Here is a 19690-nt window from a genome sequence, read left to right as displayed (position 1 = left end):
GCAGGAGAGGATCTTTGCCCAATCAACTGGTCAGTAACGAACTTGTACTGGAACCTAATGACCACAAACGGCTTTCTAGCCTTTGTGGTCCCTTTGATGACAATATCAAACAGATTGAGCGCCGCCTTGGGGTGGAAATCAGTTACCGTGACAACCTGTTCAAGGTAATGGGTAAGGCCCAACAAACCATGGCCACCTCGGAGCTACTGAAACTGTTGTATATCGAAACGCAGCCAGTTAAAGGGACTATTCCGGAACTGGATGCAGAGAAGGTGCACCTGGCCATTCAGGAAGCCAAATGCATTGAGCAGGCCGAAGCAGGCAAATACGGCAAAGAAGTGCATATTAAAACCAAACGAGGCGTGATTAAGCCGCGTAATCCGCACCAGTCGCAATATGTGCAGAACATTGTTAATCACGACATCAGCTTCGGCATTGGTCCGGCCGGTACAGGTAAAACCTATCTGGCAGTTGCCAGCGCAGTGGATGCCCTGGAGCGTCAGGAAATCCGCCGTATTCTGTTGACTCGTCCGGCTGTGGAAGCCGGTGAGAAGCTGGGGTTTTTACCCGGCGACCTGTCACAGAAAGTCGACCCTTATTTGCGCCCGCTCTACGACGCGCTGTTCGAAATGCTTGGCTTTGAGAAGGTTGAAAAGCTGCTGGAGCGCAATGTTATTGAAGTCGCTCCACTTGCCTATATGCGCGGCCGTACCCTGAATGATTCCTTTATCATTCTGGATGAAAGCCAGAATACTACGGTTGAGCAGATGAAAATGTTCCTGACCCGTATCGGTTTTAATTCCAAGGCCGTCATTACGGGTGATATCACCCAGGTAGACCTGCCCCGCGGCGCTCGCAGTGGTCTGCGCCATGCCATTGAAGTGCTCAAGGACGTCAACGATATTTCGTTTAACTTCTTTGATGCCACCGATGTGGTGCGTCACCCTGTGGTTAGCCGCATTGTGTTGGCCTATGAAGAACATGAGCGTGAACAGGAAGAACGTAAACTTGCCGAAGAAGAGCTCCGCCGCGCCGAGCGCAATAAGCAGGATGAAAACAATCCATGAGTGCCATTTTGGACCTGCAGATAGCCAGCAGCGCGCCTCAGCTACCCACAGAGCAAGATATTCAAAGTTGGCTTGATGCCGTGTTGCAGGAAGTGCAACTGGCAGAGGGCGAAATAACCGTGCGCATAGTTGATGAAGACGAAAGCCGCGAATTGAATCATCAGTACCGTGGCAAAGACTATGCGACCAACGTACTGTCATTTCCCTTTGAAGCACCGCCTGGTATTGAACTAAGTTTACTGGGTGATTTAGTGATTTGCGCCCAGGTCGTTGCACGGGAAGCGGCGGAACAACATAAGCCGCTATTACATCACTGGGCACATATGTGCGTGCACGGCACCTTGCATTTACTGGGCTTTGACCATATAGACGACATTGATGCCGAGGAGATGGAAAACCTGGAAATCCGCATCCTGGCAAAATTAGCCATTGACGATCCTTACCTGGATCGGGAATGATACCCCCTCATTGAGATACAAGATTGGAGCCTATGAGCGACGACAGTCCCCACTCTAGCAACGGTTCTTCCAATAAAGGCTGGCTGGAAAAGATAGTCCAGAGCCTGTCGGGAGAACCGCAAAACAGAGAACAGTTGGTTGAAGTAATCAACGAAGCCCAGCAACGTGATGTCATAGACAACGCCACCCGCGACATGATCGAAGGGGTGCTGGAAATCAGTGAAATGCGTGTCAGGGATATCATGATCCCCAGAGCGCAAATCGTAACCATCGGCATTGACCAAACTGTCGCAGAGTTCCTGCCGGTAGTATTAGAGTCAGCCCATTCACGTTTCCCTGTGATCAACGAAGACAAAGATCATATCGAGGGAATTCTGCTGGCTAAAGATCTGCTGGAATACGGCTTCAACCCCGAAAAAGATTTCAAACTTAAAGATATCCTACGCCCGGCTATTATCGTTCCGGAAAGTAAGCGCGTTGATGTACTACTGCGTGAATTCCGCCAGGAACGCTATCATATGGCGATTGTGGTGGATGAATACGGCGGTGTGTCGGGTCTGGCGACGATAGAAGATATTCTTGAACTGATCGTCGGTGAAATTGAAGATGAGCATGATGTTGAAGAGAATGAAACGGATGATATCCGTCCTCTGAATAAATGCACATTTTCCGTTAAAGCCCTGACCTCTGTGGAGGACTTTAACGATTACTTCAATACCGGTTTTGACGAAGAAGAAGCCGATACCATTGGCGGTATCGTGCTGCGCGCATTTGGGCACATGCCTATGCGTGATGAATTCGTGGTTATCGATGGTATTGAGTTTCGCGTCACCAATGCGGACAAACGCCGTTTGATCCAATTAAAAGTGAGTCTGCCGAAAAAGGATGACGCCGAAGATCAAGGCGGCTAAACGCCTGCTGCCAACCTGCCTGCTCAGCTTTCTGCTGGGGGCAGGTTTAACCTTCTCATACGCACCATTTAGCGTCTGGTTTATCGCTCCGCTGTTGTTAGCCGGCTTCTTTTGGCTGCTTAACAATAAAGGAAGGTCACATGCCTTTCTGAGCGGCTGGAGCTTTGGACTGGGCTGGTTTGGTGCCGGTATTAGCTGGGTACATGTGAGTATCGCGGATTTCGGTGGCTTGCCTCTGGTGGGATCCATAGGTCTGATGCTACTGCTTAGTGCGTATCTGGCTCTGTACCCCGCTCTCGCCTCATGGCTGCTGGTACGCTTTATTACCCCTTCGTATTGGCCATTAGGTATCGGTTTTATCTGGCTTTTCTGTGAATGGCTCAGAAGCTGGATGCTAACCGGCTTTCCCTGGCTGTCGCTGGGTTACAGTCAACTGCACGGGCCGCTTGGCGGCTATTTACCAATTTTAGGTGAAACCGGTGTCAGTGTGCTCCTTGTGACCTTAGCCTGTAGCCTCGGCTTGCTAGTCCCTAAGCGTCATTTTAAATCCGCCTTTATGATTACCGCGGTCCTTCTTATCAGCGGTTACCTTTTAGGTAAACAGCAGTGGACTGAGGATAAGGGACAATCTGTCAAACTGGTCATGGTGCAAGGCAATATCCAACAATCTCTGCGTTGGGTGCCCGAGCAGGATTTACCCACCATGAACCTGTATCGGCAACTGACCGACTCCCACTGGGATGCAGACCTGATCATCTGGCCGGAAGCGGCCATTCCCAAGCTGGAGCCTCTGGCGCTGCGTTATTTGCAGGAACTGGATGAAACCGCCGCCAGTCACCAGACGGCAGTAGTAACCGGCATTGTTAACTACAATTTTGAGACCCGTGACGCCTTCAATAATCTGATTGTTTTGGGTAGTCAAAATGGCGAAGCACAAGGCCATTATCGCTATCCACATGCTAACCGCTACGCCAAGCATCACTTGCTGCCAATTGGCGAATTTATTCCTTTTGAGGATTGGTTGCGTGGCATAGCGCCATTGTTTGATTTGCCGATGTCATCGTTCAGCCGCGGTGATTTTCAACAACGTAATCTGCAAGCAAATGGGCTTCACTTGGCCCCGGCCATCTGCTTTGAGATAGCTTTTCCTAATCAAATCCGTGCCAACCTGCATGATCATACTGACTATATTCTCACGGTCAGTAATGATGCCTGGTTTGGTCACTCTCACGGCCCCCATCAACATCTGGAAATAGCCCAGGTACGGGCCAAAGAATTCGGTATCCCGGTACTACGGGCCACCAATAATGGCATTACGGCAGTCATCGACGCTGATGGTCGGGTGCTCGACCAGCTTCCGCAATTTGAGCAGGGCGTGCTGGTCAGCCGCGTTCCCCGTTATCAGGGCCAGACCCCTTACGCCAAGTTTGGGGATCTGTGGGCTTGGTTATTAGCGGCGATGGGTTTAGGGCTGGCAGTTTGGTTACCCAAACGAAACACCACCCAGCAATCAAGCGCCACACAGGTTAATTAACCGAACGGGTTTTCCCTGAAAACCCGCTGAATTTCTTCTACTTCAGCTCGCTGGTCGATTAAGGCTTCAACACAGAAGGGATCGAGCTTACTTCCCGCCATCTCACGCAAGGTTAAAAATGCCCTGTCATTGTCCCACGCCTCCTTGTAGGGGCGCTTACTGGTCAGGGCATCAAATACATCGGCCACCGCCACGATTCTTGCTTCCAGCGGAATATCCCGCCCTTGCAGAGCATCAGGGTAACCGCTGCCATCCAGCGCTTCATGATGGTGGCGCACGATATTACGCAAAACTGATATGTGATGAAGATGGCTCAAGCCGAAATTTCCCATCAACTTATCGACCATCTCAGCGCCGGTCAGTGTATGCCCTTTCATCACCTCGAACTCAGCGTCTGTCAACTTGCCCGGTTTGAGCAACACGCTGTCTGGGATACTGATTTTGCCCAAATCGTGTAACGGTGAGAATAAATACACATGTTCAACAAAATCATCATCTACGCCAAACTCATTTGCCGTATGCAGAGCAATTAGCCTGGCGTAACGGGACATACGTTCTAAATGATATGCCGTTTCAGGATCCCGGGAATGGGTCATATCCCGGGCAGAGCGCAGCGTCGCCAGCAGCATTCTGGCATTGGACTGCTGGGTTGCTATCAGCAAGGTCAAAAATTGCGCAATAACATCCAATTCAGATAAACAACGGGGGGAGAAGGCATCAATACGGTCAGCGTTAAAAAACACGAATCCGAGTAACTGACCTTGCCACAGCATGGGAACCGTGTAACTGGAGCGATAACCTGCCTCGAATATTTCATAGGCATGACGATGTTTGCTGTCAGCAAATACACTGAGGTTTTGTTCCACCCTTGTGCCATGAGAGTGGGCCAGTTCCTGCAACGAATAGCATTCGCTGAGCTTTGCCTGATAGTGATTCAGACCGCACGTCTTGCCGCTGTAGACAAAAGTACGCACCATATCGGTACTACTGTCGTACAGCGCCACGGCAATACGGCTCAGAAAACTAAAATTGAGCGCCGCCACCTCGTGAAGGTGCTTGAGTTGCGCTGACAAACCATCTTGATTATCAGCAAAGCCACGCTTATTGCTTAACATCACTGTCATCGTCCTTCTGCCAAAATACCAAACCAGCAGTATTTGATATAGCAGCTAGAAACCCGCTCAGCAATAACCTATTGGCTAACCTTACGCTGCATAAACAGAGGACTTGAGGTCATCCAACTGCGAATCTTTGCATAAGGAGTTAGTACCAAGGCGTTACCGCATAACACCAGTAAGAATCCCCATAAGGTAAATTGATTCCAGTGAAAATCTTCAAACCAACTGCTCAGCGCCACCGCAACCAACGGAAACAGGACAATCACATAACTGGCCTTTTGCGGGCCAATGTTCTTCAGGAGCACAAAGTAACAAGCAAAGGCAACAACCGTACCGAATATGGCCAGATACAACAGGCTAATGATATAAGGCGCCCTGAAGTCAAAACTAAAACTGGCCCCCGTTAATACCGACACAACGGCTAATACCAGAGTGCCGTACAACATGCCCCATGCATTGCCCTGTAGCACCCCAACCTGGCGCCTGGAGTTGCGTACGCTGACCATGTTGCCAAACGAGGCAATCAATGTGCCCGCCAGCGCCATCAACAGCCCGACCAAGACCTTATTTGACAGATCGAGTTGCTGTAAGTCCGGCCAGAACAGCAGCACAATTCCAGCGATGCCAATTAGGGCTCCAAGATAAATACGCCCGGCAATAGGCTGGCCGAAGAACAAACGCGTATTCAGGATATTCATCAGCAGCATGGTGGAAAATGCGATTGAAGCGAGCGCTGAGGTCAGATAAGCCTGCGCCCAATACAGCACCAAATAGTTAAAGCCGAAGTTACACAGTGCCAACAGCATAAAGAATCCATGCTGAACCAATCCAAATTGCATGGGCAGTTTGCGATACCAGCAGTACCCCCACATCAGGATTGCAGCCAGACCAAAACGATAAACCAAGGAAACCTCTGGCGGTACTACGCCCAGTTGAAACTCAATCGCCAACCAGGTTGATCCCCAGATCAACACAGTGGTTACATAAAGGAATAGGTTTTTCATTGCACGTCCTGGTTTATTTGCAGGGAGAGCTATGATAAAGATTATCTGTATACTGAACATATACAGATTGTAAAAAAGCGACCTGCACAGATTATGCAACCATTAGTCAATCGTGAAAACCACACTTACCTGTATCGACAGGTGGCAGACATTATTCGTGACATGCAGACAAATGGCACTTTGCGGGCCGGTGAGCGCATTCCTTCACTGCGTCAGTTAGCCAGCACATTGAATATCAGTGTACCTACCGTCAAGCAGGCTTACGAAGAGCTTGAACGTATCGGTATGGTGGAATCCCGACCTAAGTCGGGTTATTTCTTACGCGCCAGCCTGACGGTCAATGCCACGCCTCGTAAACCCAGATTAGCGGCCAAAGCCTTACCGGTCAGCAGGCAGCAACTTATTGAGCAGGCCTACAATGCCATTCATGTGCCGGGCATTGTGCCACTGGGCATTTGCAACCCAGTGGCAGCCCTACCAACCAACAAAGCACTGGCAAGAATCATGCGACGCGTGATGTCCATGGCGGGCGAAGAAGCCATAGGTTATGGCCCCTTTGCTGGATTTGAACCGCTAAGACGGCAACTGGCCCGGCGTTATCTGGACATGGATATGACAGTCGACCCCAGTCAGATTGTCATCACAAACGGTGCGCAGGAAGCCTTGACCCTGGCACTCAAACTGGTGGCCAAACCTGGTGACATTATTGCGGTTGAGTCCCCTTGCTACTTCGGCATTCTCGAACTTATCGAGAGTCTGGGCATGCTGGCTTACGAAATTCCGGTTTGCTCACAAGAGGGTATCAGTGTCGAGGATGTAGTTCAGGCACTTGAACGCCATCCCATTAAGGCCTGTGTTTTTTCATCCAGTATTACCAATCCCATGGGCGCGCTGATTGATGAAAGTACCAAACAACAACTGGTGGCGCTGTTGGAAGAAAAACAGGTGTACCTCATAGAGGACGATGTTTATGGTGACCTGTATTTCGGTGAATCTAGGGGAATACCCGCCCAGCGTTATGCCCAAAAGGGTTTGGTGCTGACTTGTAGTTCATTCTCCAAAACTGCCGCCCCCAGCCACCGAGTCGGCTGGTTGCTCGCCCCAGGTTTTGCAGGCCAAGCTGCCAGCCTCAAGCGAGCCCTGTCCTGTTCATCCTCATTACTCAATCAGTGGAGTCTGTCAGAATTTATTGGCAACGGCGAATATGACAGATATCTTCGTCAACTTCGCCAGGTGCTCTTCGTCAACAAGGAACGCATGCTGGCCTGCATCGCCGAGCACTTTGTTGCTGGTACCAGAGTCAGCAGCCCGGCCGGTGGCGCGGTGTTGTGGCTGGAGCTCCCCAAAAGGCTGGATGGCAATCAGCTCTTTCAACAAGCATTGCCATCAGGTGTCAGCTCAATGCCGGGCACATTATTTGCGCCATCGGATAAATACCGCCACTGCATCCGGCTAAGTTATGGTTTGCCCTGGACCGACAAAGTGGAAAATGCGGTTGCTACACTGGGAAGGCTGAGTAAAGGACTCTATTAGGCAGGCCTGACCTAACCCGCATAGGCATAGTCTCCCCCCGCCTTTAGCGCCCTCTGATAGGCAGGCCGGGCGTGAATGCGCTCTACATAACGGCGAATATTGGTGTGGTATTCAGGTACTAAGCCCCTAGCCAACGCAGCTTCAAGAGGAAAACTCATCTGTACATCAGCGCCACTTGGTCTGGAGCCTGCCAACCACTGGCGTTCAACCAACGAATGTTCAATGAAGTTCAGATTGTTCTGAATATTGGGGCTGACAAAAGCCTGCATCACTTTAGAGGCGATGCCTTTTGCCACGGGACGGATAAAAAATGGCATTGGATTGCTGCGAATTTTATCCATGACCAATTTCAACAACATGGGTGGCATTAAACTGCCTTCGGCAAAATGCAACCAATAGTGATACTGCAAATAGTCCTGGGTACCTTTTTCCGGTATCCATTGGGGTCCATACTGCTCGCACAAATACTGGATAATGGCCCCGGACTCTGCCAACAGCTGGCCGGCATCGGTAATCAGCGGCGATTTGCCCAATGGATGCACGTCTTTCAGTGCAGGAGGTGCCAGCATGGTCTTTGTATCACGTTGATAGGTTTTAATTTCATAGGGAACTTGCAGCTCTTCAAGCAACCAAAGAATCCGCTGCGAACGGCTGTTATTTAAGTGATGCAAAGTGAGCATAGACTGTATCCTGAACAATGGGTCTTTAACTTACGTACAACAGCCCAGATGGATCAATAAGTTGTGGACTGAGATAACTGACCCTCTTGGTATTCCTTCGAGCCCATCTCCACCAAACGGCTTTTCAAACGCTCGAACTCAAACAGCAACGCTCCCTCCGTATACAAGGAATCCAAGGGCAAACGAGCCGTTACAAATAGCTTCACGCTCGCCCCATAACACTGATCTACCAAAGCAATAAAACGCCGAGTCGCATTGTCATTAACGCCCAAACTCACAATTCTCTCACCGGTCTGCCCGGAGCCCTCTGCGCCATCTTCGGTGCCTCTGGCTTTTATTTGCTCTTGTCGCGGCCCTGATAGCGGTGGAACGTCCAGCAACAGTAGTGTGTCAAAACGTTCACACAGCTCAATGTAATCCAAATGACTTCGCGGTCCCTGACAAAGCTCAGCAAAGCTAAATGCCGCCGTATTGCGGTTTGTTCCCAAACAAGCAACAGACCGCCCCATCAGCCTCATGTCGTTTTCACGTTTTAGTTGGTATTCATTTAGCAGGCGCTTATTGGCCAGCGTCATCTCCTGGGCATCGTATACCCAGTAACAGGGTGCAGACGTAAGCTCACGCAAACGGTAATCAATCTGTCCATCCAGATGCATAATCTGGCAGTGCTGCTCAATTGCGGCGATAGCAGGCAAAAATCGCTGCCTCTGCAAGCCATTTGCATATAACTGTGCCGGTTCACAATTGCTGGTTGCAACCAGTACCACATTGAGTGCGAAAAGCTCCTGAAGCAACCTGCCAAGCAGCATGGCATCGGCGATATCAGAAACAAAAAACTCGTCAAAACAGAGCACCCGACATGTGTTAGCCAGACGTCGGGCAATAAGCTTCAGCGGGTCTTCCCGTCCGCTCATCTGCCCTAAGCTAAGATGCAAATCCCGCATAAACTCATGGAAATGCTGGCGCCTAACGCACTTTGCAGGCAATTGCCTGGCAAAGTTATCCATCAGCATGGTCTTACCGCGTCCGACCTTCCCCCAAATATACAAGCCTTGAATGCGTTCAATACTCTGGTGACTAATGTGTTCGGCAATGGCCTCCAATTCTGCTTGTACCAACAGCTGCCCACTGTCCAGACACATTGGCAGGTCAAGTCTGGCAGCGGCAGCATCCTTATCATTCGACATAACTAATCCTGAATAGCTGAAGTCTCGATTTTCTGATATAAAATTCATTCTAATCAATATGTTGAATAAGGAAATAGAATGCAGTGGTATAAGAAATTTTTCACTGATTACTTCACCTTCTCCACCCGTTCCAGACGCGAAGAGTACTGGATGGTCTTTCTCATTAACTTTATCGTGTCACTGGTGCTGAGTTTTCTCGGTGGCATTCCCGGCATGATTTACTCGCTGGTGATATTCATCCCTAGTATTGCCATCATGGTTCGTCGCCTGCATGACACCGGTCGCAGCGGTTGGTGGGCATTGCTATTGCTCATCCCACTGATTGGTTTCCTGGTAATACTGTTGTTTATGATTCAGGACAGCCAAGCCGAAGAAAACCAATGGGGACCAAACCCCAAAGCCACTTTGGCAGAATAACAAAAGGCCGCTTACGCGGCCTTTTTTACAACCCTAAAAAATCACATTTTAACGCTTTTACCTGGCATAAAACCGCGATCCTGCATCAAGGCATCCACCTTGGCATGCCCATGGCCGTCAACGTGTCCCGCTCAAAGGCATCGGGGTCGATATATCTGTCGGATCGACCATATGCAGCTTCAAATCGATAAGGGTTGAGGCCAGATACTCAGTGGTTTTAAAGCCTTCGTTAAAGGTCGCTGCCTGCTTAATTTTCACCACTAATTCAGCCGGAATGGGCTGACCGGTTTGATGGTGCACGAGATAATTGTTAATCACCTCATCGGTCAGTAACCAGCGCTCCAATAAGGGATCCATGGAAGAGCGAGTGTTAGTAATAGCGTATTTGCCTTCCTGCCCACGCTCGGGTCGTTCTGCATGCCGAGCTTTTAGTTAGGAATTGTTTCCGGCGCAATTTACCGGCAGCAAATCTGGCCCGTCAGCATGCGGTTTTTGCCCGCCCACATACAATTTTTTGCAATGAAATCTGTAAATTGCAGCACATAGGCGAAAAATAGCGTCTAACCTTTAGGTAAAGGCAGCTGAAACACTAGGCCTTCTCTTTTATATCAATCATGTGATTCCAGTTGATTATCCCGGAGGTGGTTATGGGTATTTTCGAGCACTACCAACAACGATATGAAGCTCACAAAGAAGAAGAATACAGTATCAGCGAATTTCTCGACCTGTGCAGACAGGATAAGACTGCATATGCCAATGCGGCAGAGCGGCTGTTACTGGCTATCGGTGATCCAGAAATGGTGGATACCTCCCAGGATCCTGCGCTAAGCCGAATCTTCTCAAACCGAACGATAGCTCGCTACCCGTCTTTCTCTGATTTTTTCGGCATGGAGGAAGCTATCGAACAGATAGTCTCTTACCTTAAACATTCGGCGCAGGGATTAGAGGAGAAAAAACAAATCCTCTATTTACTCGGCCCTGTAGGTGGCGGTAAATCATCTCTTGCTGAGAAACTCAAAGAGTTGATGCAAAAAGTCCCTATCTATTGCCTCAAAGACTCGCCGGTCAACGACCATCCTCTAGCCTTATTTAATGCGGACGAAGATGGCGACATTCTTCAGAAAGAATATGGCATTCCCAAACGCTACCTGAAAACCATTATGTCGCCTTGGGCCAGAAAACGCCTGCACGAATACAACGGGGATATTTCCAAATTCAGAGTGGTAAAAATGCACCCATCGGTACTCGACCAAATTGGTGTGGCCAAAACCGAGCCCGGTGATGACAACAACCAGGATATATCCTCCCTGGTAGGTAAAGTGGATATCCGCAAGTTGGAAACTTTTGCCCAAAACGACCCGGATGCCTACAGCTACTCAGGTGCTTTGTGTAAAGCTAATCAGGGGTTGATGGAATTTGTAGAGATGTTTAAAGCACCTATCAAGGTATTACACCCCTTGCTGACCGCCACCCAGGAAGGCAACTACAATCCGACCGAAGGTTTTTCAGCCCTACCCTATGACGGCATTATTCTGGCCCACTCTAATGAATCGGAATGGATGACCTTTCGCAATAACAGGAATAATGAAGCCTTCCTTGACCGGGTTTATATTGTCAAAGTGCCCTACTGCCTGCGCGTTAGCGAAGAGCAGAAAATCTATCGCAAACTATTAGAAAACAGCGAACTGACCGGCGCACCCTGCGCTCCCGGTACATTGGAAATCCTGTCTCAGTTCAGCGTTTTATCGCGACTCAAAGAGCCGGAAAATTCCAGTATCTACTCAAAAATGCGGGTATATGACGGCGAAAGCCTGAAGGATACCGATCCCAAAGCCAAATCCTATCAGGAGTATCGCGACTACGCCGGTGTAGATGAAGGCATGGAGGGCTTGTCCACCCGCTTTGCCTTTAAAATTCTCTCCAAGGTGTTCAACTTTGATCCCCAGGAAGTCGCGGCGAACCCTGTGCATCTTTTCTATGTGCTGGAACGTCAGGTGGAACGGGAACAATTCCCACAGGACACTACTGACAGATATAAAGAGTTCCTGAAAGGCTATCTGGTACCCAAATATGTGGAATTTATCGGTAAGGAGATCCAGACCGCATATCTGGAGTCTTATTCCGAGTATGGTCAGAACTTGTTTGACCGCTACGTGACCTATGCCGATTTTTGGATCCAGGATCAGGAATACCGCGACCCCGAAACCGGTCAGCTGTTTGACCGCGAGGCGTTAAATGCCGAACTGGAGAAAATTGAAAAGCCAGCGGGGATCAGTAACCCCAAAGATTTTCGCAATGAAATTGTTAACTTTGTACTGCGCGCCAGAGCCAACAATAAAGGTAAAAACCCGGCCTGGACCAGCTACGAAAAATTACGCACTGTCATTGAGAAAAAGATGTTCTCCAATACAGAGGATCTACTTCCAGTTATCTCCTTCAACGCTAAGAGTAGCGCTGATGATCAGAAAAAGCATGACGACTTCGTCAAACGCATGACTGAGAAGGGCTACACCAAGAAACAGGTGAGATTATTGTGTGAATGGTATCTACGCGTCCGTAAATCATCTTGAAGCCCGAGGTAGTAGTATGGCGCACTTTATTGACCGCAGAGCGAATAGCAAAGGTAAAAGCACGGTTAACCGGCAGCGTTTTATCCGTCGCTACAAGCAACAGATAAAAAAAGCGGTATCGGATGCAGTATCCCGACGCAGCGTAACGGACATCGACAACGGTGAAAGCGTCAATATCCCTACCCGGGATATCAAGGAGCCAATCTTCCATACCGGCAAGGGCGGTGTGCGGGATACGGTGCACCCAGGAAATGACCAGTTTACTCAAGGCGATCGCATCCAGCGTCCAATAGGTGGTCAGGGCGGTGGCTCAGGTCAGGGTAAGGCCTCAGACAGCGGTGAGGGACAGGATGAGTTCGTCTTCCAGATATCCAAGGATGAATACCTGGACTTGCTATTTGAAGACCTGGCGCTGCCTAACTTAAAGAAAAACCAGCTGGATAAACTGGTGGAATACAAAACCTACCGCGCGGGCTTTAAAACCGATGGCGTGCCCAGCAATCTGGATATTGTGCGCTCTTTACGCGGCTCAATGGCCAGACGTATTGCACTAACAGGTGGAAAACGCAAGGAACTGCGTGAACTGGAAGCTCAGTTGCAAGGGCTCAAAGACGATAAGCATGATCATCAACTGGAAATCTTGGGGCTGGAAAAACAAATCGCGGAGCTTAAAGCCCGTATCGCCAGAGTACCTTTTCTGGATACCATTGACCTACGCTTTCGCAACTTCGAAAAACGCCCGCTACCCACCAGCAAGGCAGTTATGTTTTGCCTGATGGATGTGTCTGGCTCCATGGATCAGGCCACTAAAGACATGGCCAAACGTTTTTATATTCTGCTGTATCTGTTTTTAACCCGCACTTATAAAAATGTTGAGGTAGTGTACATTCGCCACCACACCCAAGCTAAAGAAGTGGATGAACAAGAGTTTTTCTATTCCCAGGAAACCGGCGGAACTATCGTGTCCAGTGCCCTTAAATTGATGGATGAGATTGTGCAGGCTCGTTACCCACAAGGTGAATGGAATATTTATGCTGCTCAGGCCTCTGATGGTGACAACTGGGCTGACGACTCTCCGCAATGCGGCAGCTTGCTGCAAGATCGCTTACTGCCCAGGGTACGATACTATGCTTATATAGAAATAACCCAGCGTCAGCATCAGAGTCTCTGGCGCGAATATGAAGCATTGGCCGAGTTTAATGACAACTTTGCCATGAAACATATACGTAGCGTGGAGGATATCTACCCGGTATTCAGGGAGCTATTTAAAAAGCAAGCGGCCTGAGGAGAGGCTACTGTTGCCGAGGTGTAAAAAAGGGAGCAGATTTGGCTCCCTTTTTCTTTGGCATGGCGTTAACGTTTAGCCACGAAATGAGAAGAACGAACGGAACCCGGCTGAACCACTACTACCACGTTTTTCAGCACGGCGACGACGCATCCATGAATGCAGTTCCTGGCGCTTAGCTTCCAGCCAGTCAGCCTTAGTGGTATGAGCCTCTTCACCACGACGCTCAATTTCCTGGCGACGATAGACGCAAAACTCATCGTAGGCTTTTAGATCATCCGCCAATTCACGAGCCACCAGTTCAATCATAATGGCATCATCCAGAAAGCCCAATACCGGCAAGCGGTCATCAATCAAGTCTTCGGCTTTGGAAAAATAAGCCAGGGCACTGAGCACATCCAGCTTTTCTTCCTCTGTCAGATCCCAATCATTATCTTCAACCATATCAACCAGTTGCTCTAACTGCTTTAAGCGACTGGCAACAAAGTCAGGCACCTGTTCACGTACTTCCCCAGCCAGCTTACGTGCAGCATTTAAGACTTCTGAGCGGTCCAGCTCCCTGACCGCCGTCTGCGTTTTCTGCATAATATCGCGGTAGTAATCCAGGTCTTGTTCCTGCAAATCAAAATTGATTGTCAATGCCATCTTATTATTCCCTGTGTGATCGATAAAAAGCAGCCCGGAGGATACCGGGCCTTAACACTGAATTATGAACATTTTACAAACACAAAGGCAACCGTGCATTTACACTGTGTGGACCAAATAAATGTAAATCCATCAATGCTGGCGTATAGAATCAACAGGCAGATAGGTATTGCCATCTATCGGGCTATGTACTGCAATAAACTCTCGTAACACATCAGCATCCACAAATCCGGTATTGACATAACCTGCATGACCGGTCAACACCGGATAGCCGTCACCTCCTGAAGCGTTATAGCTGTTGAGTGCCAAACGATATGTGCGCTCCATTTGTATGGGTTCACCGCCAATAAGTACCTTCTGCGGTTGACTATTGTGGAATGTCATGCTGACGCTGAAAAACTGCGGGTAAGCACCAGTATCTATGGGCTTAGTGGCCACCTGTGCCAAATAGTCGTATAGCTCTTGTCCACTCATATCCACGTAAGCCAGGGTGTTACCAAACGGCTGAACCTTCAGAACGTCTTTATAACTGATTGGCCCCGCTGCGATGGAGTCTCGGATCCCGCCGCCGCTGATGACCGCCAGATCCGCGCCAACCTTGTGTGACTGTGCAGCGCCAATCAGGCGTCCCAGGTTGGTTTGCTCAAATCTCACTTGGGCTCTGTCACCATCCAGCCGTGTCAATGTCTCACCTATGGTCACAGACAACTGTTGACGACCGATCTCCTGATAAGGAGTCAGCAATTCCAACATTTCGCTATGTTCTGCTATCACTGGTAAGGTGGTGTTTCTGAGGTTAACCGGCAGCAATTGATACTCCTTCAGGGTCAACTTACCCTGCTGAAACACAAAATCTGCACGGCCTACATATTTACCCCATTCGTGTGCTTGCATGATCCAGATACCATTTTGGTAATCAGGTATGCACGCGCTGCCCGGCTGGTAATCAACCTGTCGAACGTTCTCTCGCTCCATGCAAAGCGGCTCTTGTGAGTGACCGCCAATCACCATGGCAACACTGCCGGTTGGTAAGGTGCGTGCTAAGGTCACGTCCCCTGGCGCATTAATAGCATGCTGGCCATTATCATAATGGCCCATATGGGTTAGGACGATGATCAGATCCGGCTGCTCTTTTACCTTTAGCTCAGCCACCAGCCTTACGGCTTCCGCTTTAGGGTCACGAAACTCCAAATCACGAATGTATTCAGGATTGCCAATTTTAGCCGTGTCTTCCGTTGTCAAACCAAGCACGGCAATGCGCAATCCTTGTCGCTCAAACACCTGATAAGCCTGGTAACGACGTTGCCCAGTTTTACGGTCATAGATGTTGGCAGATAGCATGGGAAAGCCAGCCCATTGGCGCTGCTGCTCTATAACCTCAAGGGGATTATCAAACTCGTGGTTACCCAGCGCCATCGCATCATAACCAAGTAGCCGCATCCCCAGAAAATCCGGCTTGGCCTGTTGCATGTCAGACTCGGGTACCCCCGTATTGATGTCACCACCAGAGAACAACAGCACTGAGCCCCCGCGACTTTCCACTTCCTGACGAATTTGCTCAATCAGCGTTTTACGTGCAGCCATGCCATATTCACCCTGCTCGTTACGCCAGAAACGCCCATGGTGATCATTGGTATGCAGTATGGTGAAGTGCAATGGCGGCTCAGGCTGATGATTAGCACAAGCCAAAAGCACACTGACAACAGCGGGAATGACCAGCAGACGCAGTCGGGAAAGTCTCATATCAGATCCAAAAAACACAGTTCAGTTAAGGTTATCAGGACGAGTCACAACGCGCCCTAAAGAAAAAGCCGCCTGAAATCAGGCGGCCATATCAGTCAAACTGACTTTACCAGATGCGCACACGCTCTTCTGGTGCAAGATACAAGGCGTCACCAGGCTGCACATTAAAGGCCTTATACCAGGCATCGTGGTTACGAGGTGCTTGTGCACGATAGCGACCAGGTGCGTGAGTACCGGCGCGTAACTGATTGAGCATGCTCTGTTCAGTGCGCTTCTCTTTCCAAACCTGTGCCCAAGCCAGGAAGAAACGCTGATCCCCTGTCAAGCCATCGATAACCGGCGCTTCCTTACCTTTGAGGCTGAGCTTATAGGCATGGTAAGCCATAGCCAGACCGCCAACATCACCGATGTTCTCACCCAGGCTGTTGCGGCCATTTACAAAGTTACCTTCAATAGGCTCATAAGCACTGTACTGGGCAGCCAGACTGTCAGCTTTAGCTTCAAAAGCGGCACGGTCAGCGTCTGTCCACCAGTTGCGCTGAATACCCTTGGCATCAGACTTAGACCCTTGGTCATCAAAACCGTGACCCATTTCATGGCCAATCACTGCACCTATGGCGCCGTAGTTTACTGCCGGGTCAGCATTGGGATCGAAGAAAGGCGCTTGCAAAATCGCCGCCGGGAATACGATTTCGTTGAATGAGCTGTTGTAATAGGCGTTTACCTGTTGTGGCGGCATGCCCCAACGCTCACGATCCGTTGGCTGCAGTTCCTTCTCTACGTCCTGAGCATTAAAGAACTTGCGCAAGTTATGCACGTTGGCCAGTACATCTGAGCTATTGATTGTCAGGCCATCAAATGACTGCCACTTATCCGGGTAACCAATCTTGGGGCGGAACGCTTCCAGCTTAGCCTGAGCATTGACTTTAGTTTCCTCGCCCATCCAATCCAGGCCTTTAATCCGCTCACCTAAGGCAGTACGCAGATTCTCCACCAGCTCGGACATTTGTTGTTTGGAGCTTTCAGGGAAGTATTTCTCCACATACACTTTACCTATGGCAAAGCCCAGTGATTCGATACCGGACATTTCATCCACCGCGCGCTTCCAGCGTGGACGAGGTTCCTGCTGACCACTCAAGGTTTTACCAAAGAACTCAAAATTAGCCTGATAAACTGCTTCAGGCAGATAGTCTGCATTGCCACTGATGGTATGGTAGGTCAGATAGTCCTTCCACACATCCAAAGGGGTGTCGTTGATGATACCGATGACCGCCTTAACCGGTTCTGGCTGGCTGATATTCAGATTTGGTACTTGCAGGCCGCTTGGCGCGAAGTAGCTGTTCCAATCATAGTTTGGATAGGCATCAGAGAGCTCAGAGCGATCCAACTGGTTCAAGGTCAAATCACGATTACGGCGCTTTTCACGTGGCCATTGAATTTCAGCGATACGCGTTTCCAGTGCCAGAATTTGCTCAGCTTTTTGCTCGGCATTGTCTACCTTGGCAAAACTCAGCATCTGAGCAATGTTGGCCAGATAAGCCTGGCGAATCTTGGTGAAACGCTCAGAGTCTTCCAGATAGTAATCACGATCTGGCAAACCCAAGCCACCTACGCCCAGGGTCAATTGGTACTTGTTGGGATCCAGGCGGTTGTACCACAATCCCCCATTAATTGGCGAATTAGTGCCTGTCAGCCATGCGTTACCAAATGCCTGGGTCAGAGCTTTCACTGAATCGATAGCGGCAATATCATCCAAAATGGGTTGAATTGGACTGAGCCCTTTGGCATTGATGGCATCCATATCCATATAAGCATGGTAAAAATCCGCAATCAGTTTTTTCTCACCGCTTAACTCTTTGGCAGAAGCCAGTTCATCAATAATTTCTTTAACCTGAGCTTCGCTCTTGTCTGCTAGTTCGCTAAAAGCACCATAGCGGGTCTTATCTGCGGGCATTTCAAAATTGTCATACCAAGTGCCGCTGGCATACATAAAGAAGTCATCGCCAGGTTTTACCGCTTCATTGCGAGCGGTAAGATCAACCCCAAAGCTCCCCAGCTCTGCCTTACCTTTTTGCACCTGCTCGGCTGGCGCTTGACTAACCTGAGGCGCTTTGTTGTCGCCGCACGCGGCTAACACAAAAGTTGAAGCAATCAATGATGCCAATAGTGTTTTCTTCATTCGTTCCTCTTTTATATTCTCGTTATTGTTGTTTTGCCGTTCTAGCCCAACCTGTGACCTTAAGACAAATTGCTCGCAGAAGCCAGGCACTGCATTTATTACGGCATAGGTCTAGGTGTCAAGCCAGAAACACGAATCTTTCTTCATTTGAGCATAAGCAAAGCTTGCGTTCGGTGATTTTGTCGGTATTCCATCAGCACCTGAAAGATATTTCAGTGCTGCAAACCACCTTAAAAGGTTTGTGTGCGTGACTTGTCAACCGAACATCAGGTGAAGCACTCAATAATTGAGAGCTGGTTGTTTGCTCGTCATGGATACTGTGACTCATCAGCCATAAGATCCAGCGCTTTGAGCTAATAACCCGGATTTTGCGTCAAACGCCGAGTAGACGAGATATAAGTCAGGCATTTTTATGACGACAGGCTATTCCGGCAAGGGAATAAACTCCTGTTCATCACCGGGCACTTTAGCGAATCGCTGTGCTTTCCAATCCGCCATAGCCTGCTCAATCCTCTCCTTACGACTGGAGGCAAAATTCCAGAACATAAAACGTTCACCCAAAGGCTCACCGCCAATCAACGCAAGGCGGGTCTCGGACGAGGCGGTGACTTTTATCTGACAATCAGGAGTCAGCAGCGCCAGACTGCACTGCGGTACGTCTTTGCCATTGATGATTAATCCGCCTTTGGCCACATAAACTGCGCGCTCAGGCGCTAAAGGCAATGTCAGGCATTGACCGGCCTTAAGAAAAGCTTCCAGATATAAGGTGTCACAGAAGGTTTTCACCGGCGATACCACCCCATAGGCCCTTCCCATCATGACTCTGACCGGCACCTCATCAATAGTTACACTGGGAATGGCTTCGACACCATAATGGTAAAAAGCGGGTGGCGTTTCTTCAAATGCTTCGGGTAGCGCATGCCAAAGCTGCAAACCGTGCAAGCGGTGGGCTGTTTCGCGCACTTCGGGTCGTTCCCGCTCTGAGTGCACTATCCCAGCACCCGCCACCATTAAATTAATATCCCCTGGCTTGATAGCCTGCAAGCTCCCTAATGAGTCGCGATGCAAAATCTCGCCTTCAAACAGGTAGGTAACGGTTGCCAAATTAATATGAGGATGGGGCCGTACATCTATCCCCTGCCCGGCATTAAACTCTGCCGGGCCCATGTGGTCAAAGAAGATCCAGGGCCCCACCGAACGCAGCTTGGCAACCGGCAAACAGCGTCGAACATAAAAGCCGCCAATGTCTTTATCCTTTGGAGACACTATCAGTTCAACACCAGAGCAGGGTTGACTCTGTTCAGCACATTCCCCTTCATCCTTTATTAAATCAGACATGCCGTTTCCTCTTTTTTAGCA

At 49.4% G+C, this 19690-nt stretch carries 16 protein-coding genes and 1 pseudogene; 8 read left to right on the top strand and 9 right to left on the bottom strand.

From position 1 onward, the window contains the following. The first annotated feature begins 14 nt into the window (after positions 1–14). Genes J0A65_RS09870 through lnt form a run of 4 tightly spaced genes read left to right on the top strand, consistent with a single transcriptional unit; the run spans position 15 to position 3970 of the window. Positions 15–1067 (top strand): PhoH family protein, encoded by a 1053-nt coding sequence (locus tag J0A65_RS09870; RefSeq protein WP_206594004.1) that lies wholly within the window; start codon positions 15–17, stop codon positions 1065–1067. Beyond that, positions 1064–1525, top strand: coding sequence for an rRNA maturation RNase YbeY (ybeY, locus tag J0A65_RS09865; RefSeq protein ID WP_206594003.1), 462 nt, complete (start codon positions 1064–1066; stop codon positions 1523–1525). Before J0A65_RS09870 ends, ybeY begins: the two co-directional genes overlap by 4 nt. Before the next feature lie 32 nt (positions 1526–1557). Continuing rightward, on the top strand, positions 1558–2436 hold the full coding sequence (corC, locus tag J0A65_RS09860) for a CNNM family magnesium/cobalt transport protein CorC (RefSeq protein WP_206594002.1): 879 nt from the start codon (positions 1558–1560) through the stop codon (positions 2434–2436). Next, positions 2411–3970: an apolipoprotein N-acyltransferase gene (lnt, locus tag J0A65_RS09855; RefSeq protein ID WP_206594001.1), complete on the top strand. Its 1560-nt coding sequence runs from the start codon at positions 2411–2413 to the stop codon at positions 3968–3970. The genes corC and lnt overlap by 26 nt, the downstream gene beginning before the upstream one ends. Here the strand turns inward: lnt and J0A65_RS09850 are convergent. Together J0A65_RS09850 and J0A65_RS09845 are read right to left on the bottom strand one after the other, a co-directional pair. After that, on the bottom strand, positions 3967–5094 hold the full coding sequence (locus J0A65_RS09850) for an HD-GYP domain-containing protein (protein ID WP_232849844.1): 1128 nt from the start codon (positions 5092–5094) through the stop codon (positions 3967–3969). The genes lnt and J0A65_RS09850 overlap by 4 nt on opposite strands. 68 nt (positions 5095–5162) lie before the next feature. Then, positions 5163–6092: a DMT family transporter gene (locus J0A65_RS09845; RefSeq protein ID WP_206594000.1), complete on the bottom strand. Its 930-nt coding sequence runs from the start codon at positions 6090–6092 to the stop codon at positions 5163–5165. 93 nt (positions 6093–6185) lie between these two features. Here J0A65_RS09845 and J0A65_RS09840 point away from each other — a divergent pair, with 93 nt between their 5' ends. Further along, positions 6186–7625, top strand: coding sequence for an aminotransferase-like domain-containing protein (locus J0A65_RS09840; protein WP_206593999.1), 1440 nt, complete (start codon positions 6186–6188; stop codon positions 7623–7625). Positions 7626–7636: 11 nt separating this feature from the next. Here the strand turns inward: J0A65_RS09840 and J0A65_RS09835 are convergent, their stop codons facing one another. Together J0A65_RS09835 and zapE are read right to left on the bottom strand one after the other, a co-directional pair. Beyond that, entirely contained in the window at positions 7637–8305 is a 669-nt protein-coding gene (locus J0A65_RS09835) for a glutathione S-transferase (protein WP_206593998.1), read from the bottom strand. Positions 8306–8358: 53 nt separating this feature from the next. Then, a complete protein-coding gene (gene zapE / locus J0A65_RS09830) occupies positions 8359–9492 on the bottom strand; it encodes a cell division protein ZapE (protein ID WP_206593997.1) in 1134 nt (377 codons plus the stop codon). Positions 9493–9570: 78 nt separating this feature from the next. Here zapE and J0A65_RS09825 point away from each other — a divergent pair, with 78 nt between their 5' ends. Beyond that, entirely contained in the window at positions 9571–9909 is a 339-nt protein-coding gene (locus J0A65_RS09825; RefSeq protein ID WP_206593996.1) for a DUF805 domain-containing protein, read from the top strand. A gap of 100 nt (positions 9910–10009) precedes the next feature. Here J0A65_RS09825 and J0A65_RS09820 read toward each other — a convergent pair. Beyond that, a pseudogene (locus tag J0A65_RS09820) lies at positions 10010–10257 on the bottom strand (M3 family metallopeptidase); the annotation flags it as partial. Between the two features lie 299 nt (positions 10258–10556). On the opposite strand from J0A65_RS09820, the gene J0A65_RS09815 reads away from it, so the two are divergent. Together J0A65_RS09815 and J0A65_RS09810 are read left to right on the top strand one after the other, a co-directional pair. Continuing rightward, positions 10557–12479 carry a PrkA family serine protein kinase gene (locus J0A65_RS09815; protein WP_206593995.1) on the top strand — a complete coding sequence of 641 codons (1923 nt, stop codon included), beginning with the start codon at positions 10557–10559 and terminating at the stop codon, positions 12477–12479. Between the two features lie 16 nt (positions 12480–12495). After that, the gene (locus J0A65_RS09810; protein ID WP_206593994.1) at positions 12496–13764 is read left to right on the top strand and encodes a YeaH/YhbH family protein; all 1269 of its coding nucleotides are present in this window, start codon (positions 12496–12498) and stop codon (positions 13762–13764) included. 75 nt (positions 13765–13839) lie between these two features. Here J0A65_RS09810 and J0A65_RS09805 read toward each other — a convergent pair whose 3' ends face one another. From J0A65_RS09805 to J0A65_RS09790, 4 genes are all read right to left on the bottom strand, one after another. Further along, positions 13840–14409: a YkvA family protein gene (locus tag J0A65_RS09805; RefSeq protein ID WP_206593993.1), complete on the bottom strand. Its 570-nt coding sequence runs from the start codon at positions 14407–14409 to the stop codon at positions 13840–13842. A 132-nt stretch (positions 14410–14541) separates the two neighbouring features. Next, a complete protein-coding gene (ushA, locus tag J0A65_RS09800) occupies positions 14542–16152 on the bottom strand; it encodes a bifunctional UDP-sugar hydrolase/5'-nucleotidase UshA (protein ID WP_206593992.1) in 1611 nt (536 codons plus the stop codon). A gap of 106 nt (positions 16153–16258) precedes the next feature. Continuing rightward, the gene (locus J0A65_RS09795) at positions 16259–18331 is read right to left on the bottom strand and encodes a M13 family metallopeptidase (RefSeq protein ID WP_206593991.1); all 2073 of its coding nucleotides are present in this window, start codon (positions 18329–18331) and stop codon (positions 16259–16261) included. 423 nt (positions 18332–18754) lie between these two features. Then, entirely contained in the window at positions 18755–19669 is a 915-nt protein-coding gene (locus tag J0A65_RS09790; RefSeq protein ID WP_206593990.1) for a pirin family protein, read from the bottom strand. Positions 19670–19690 lie beyond the last annotated feature (21 nt).

This window comes from Bowmanella yangjiangensis, from assembly GCF_017255015.1.
Taxonomy (GTDB): domain Bacteria; phylum Pseudomonadota; class Gammaproteobacteria; order Enterobacterales; family Alteromonadaceae; genus Bowmanella; species Bowmanella yangjiangensis.
Note: the sequence above shows the minus strand (reverse complement) of the source record. Positions and strands in the feature narration are given on the sequence as shown.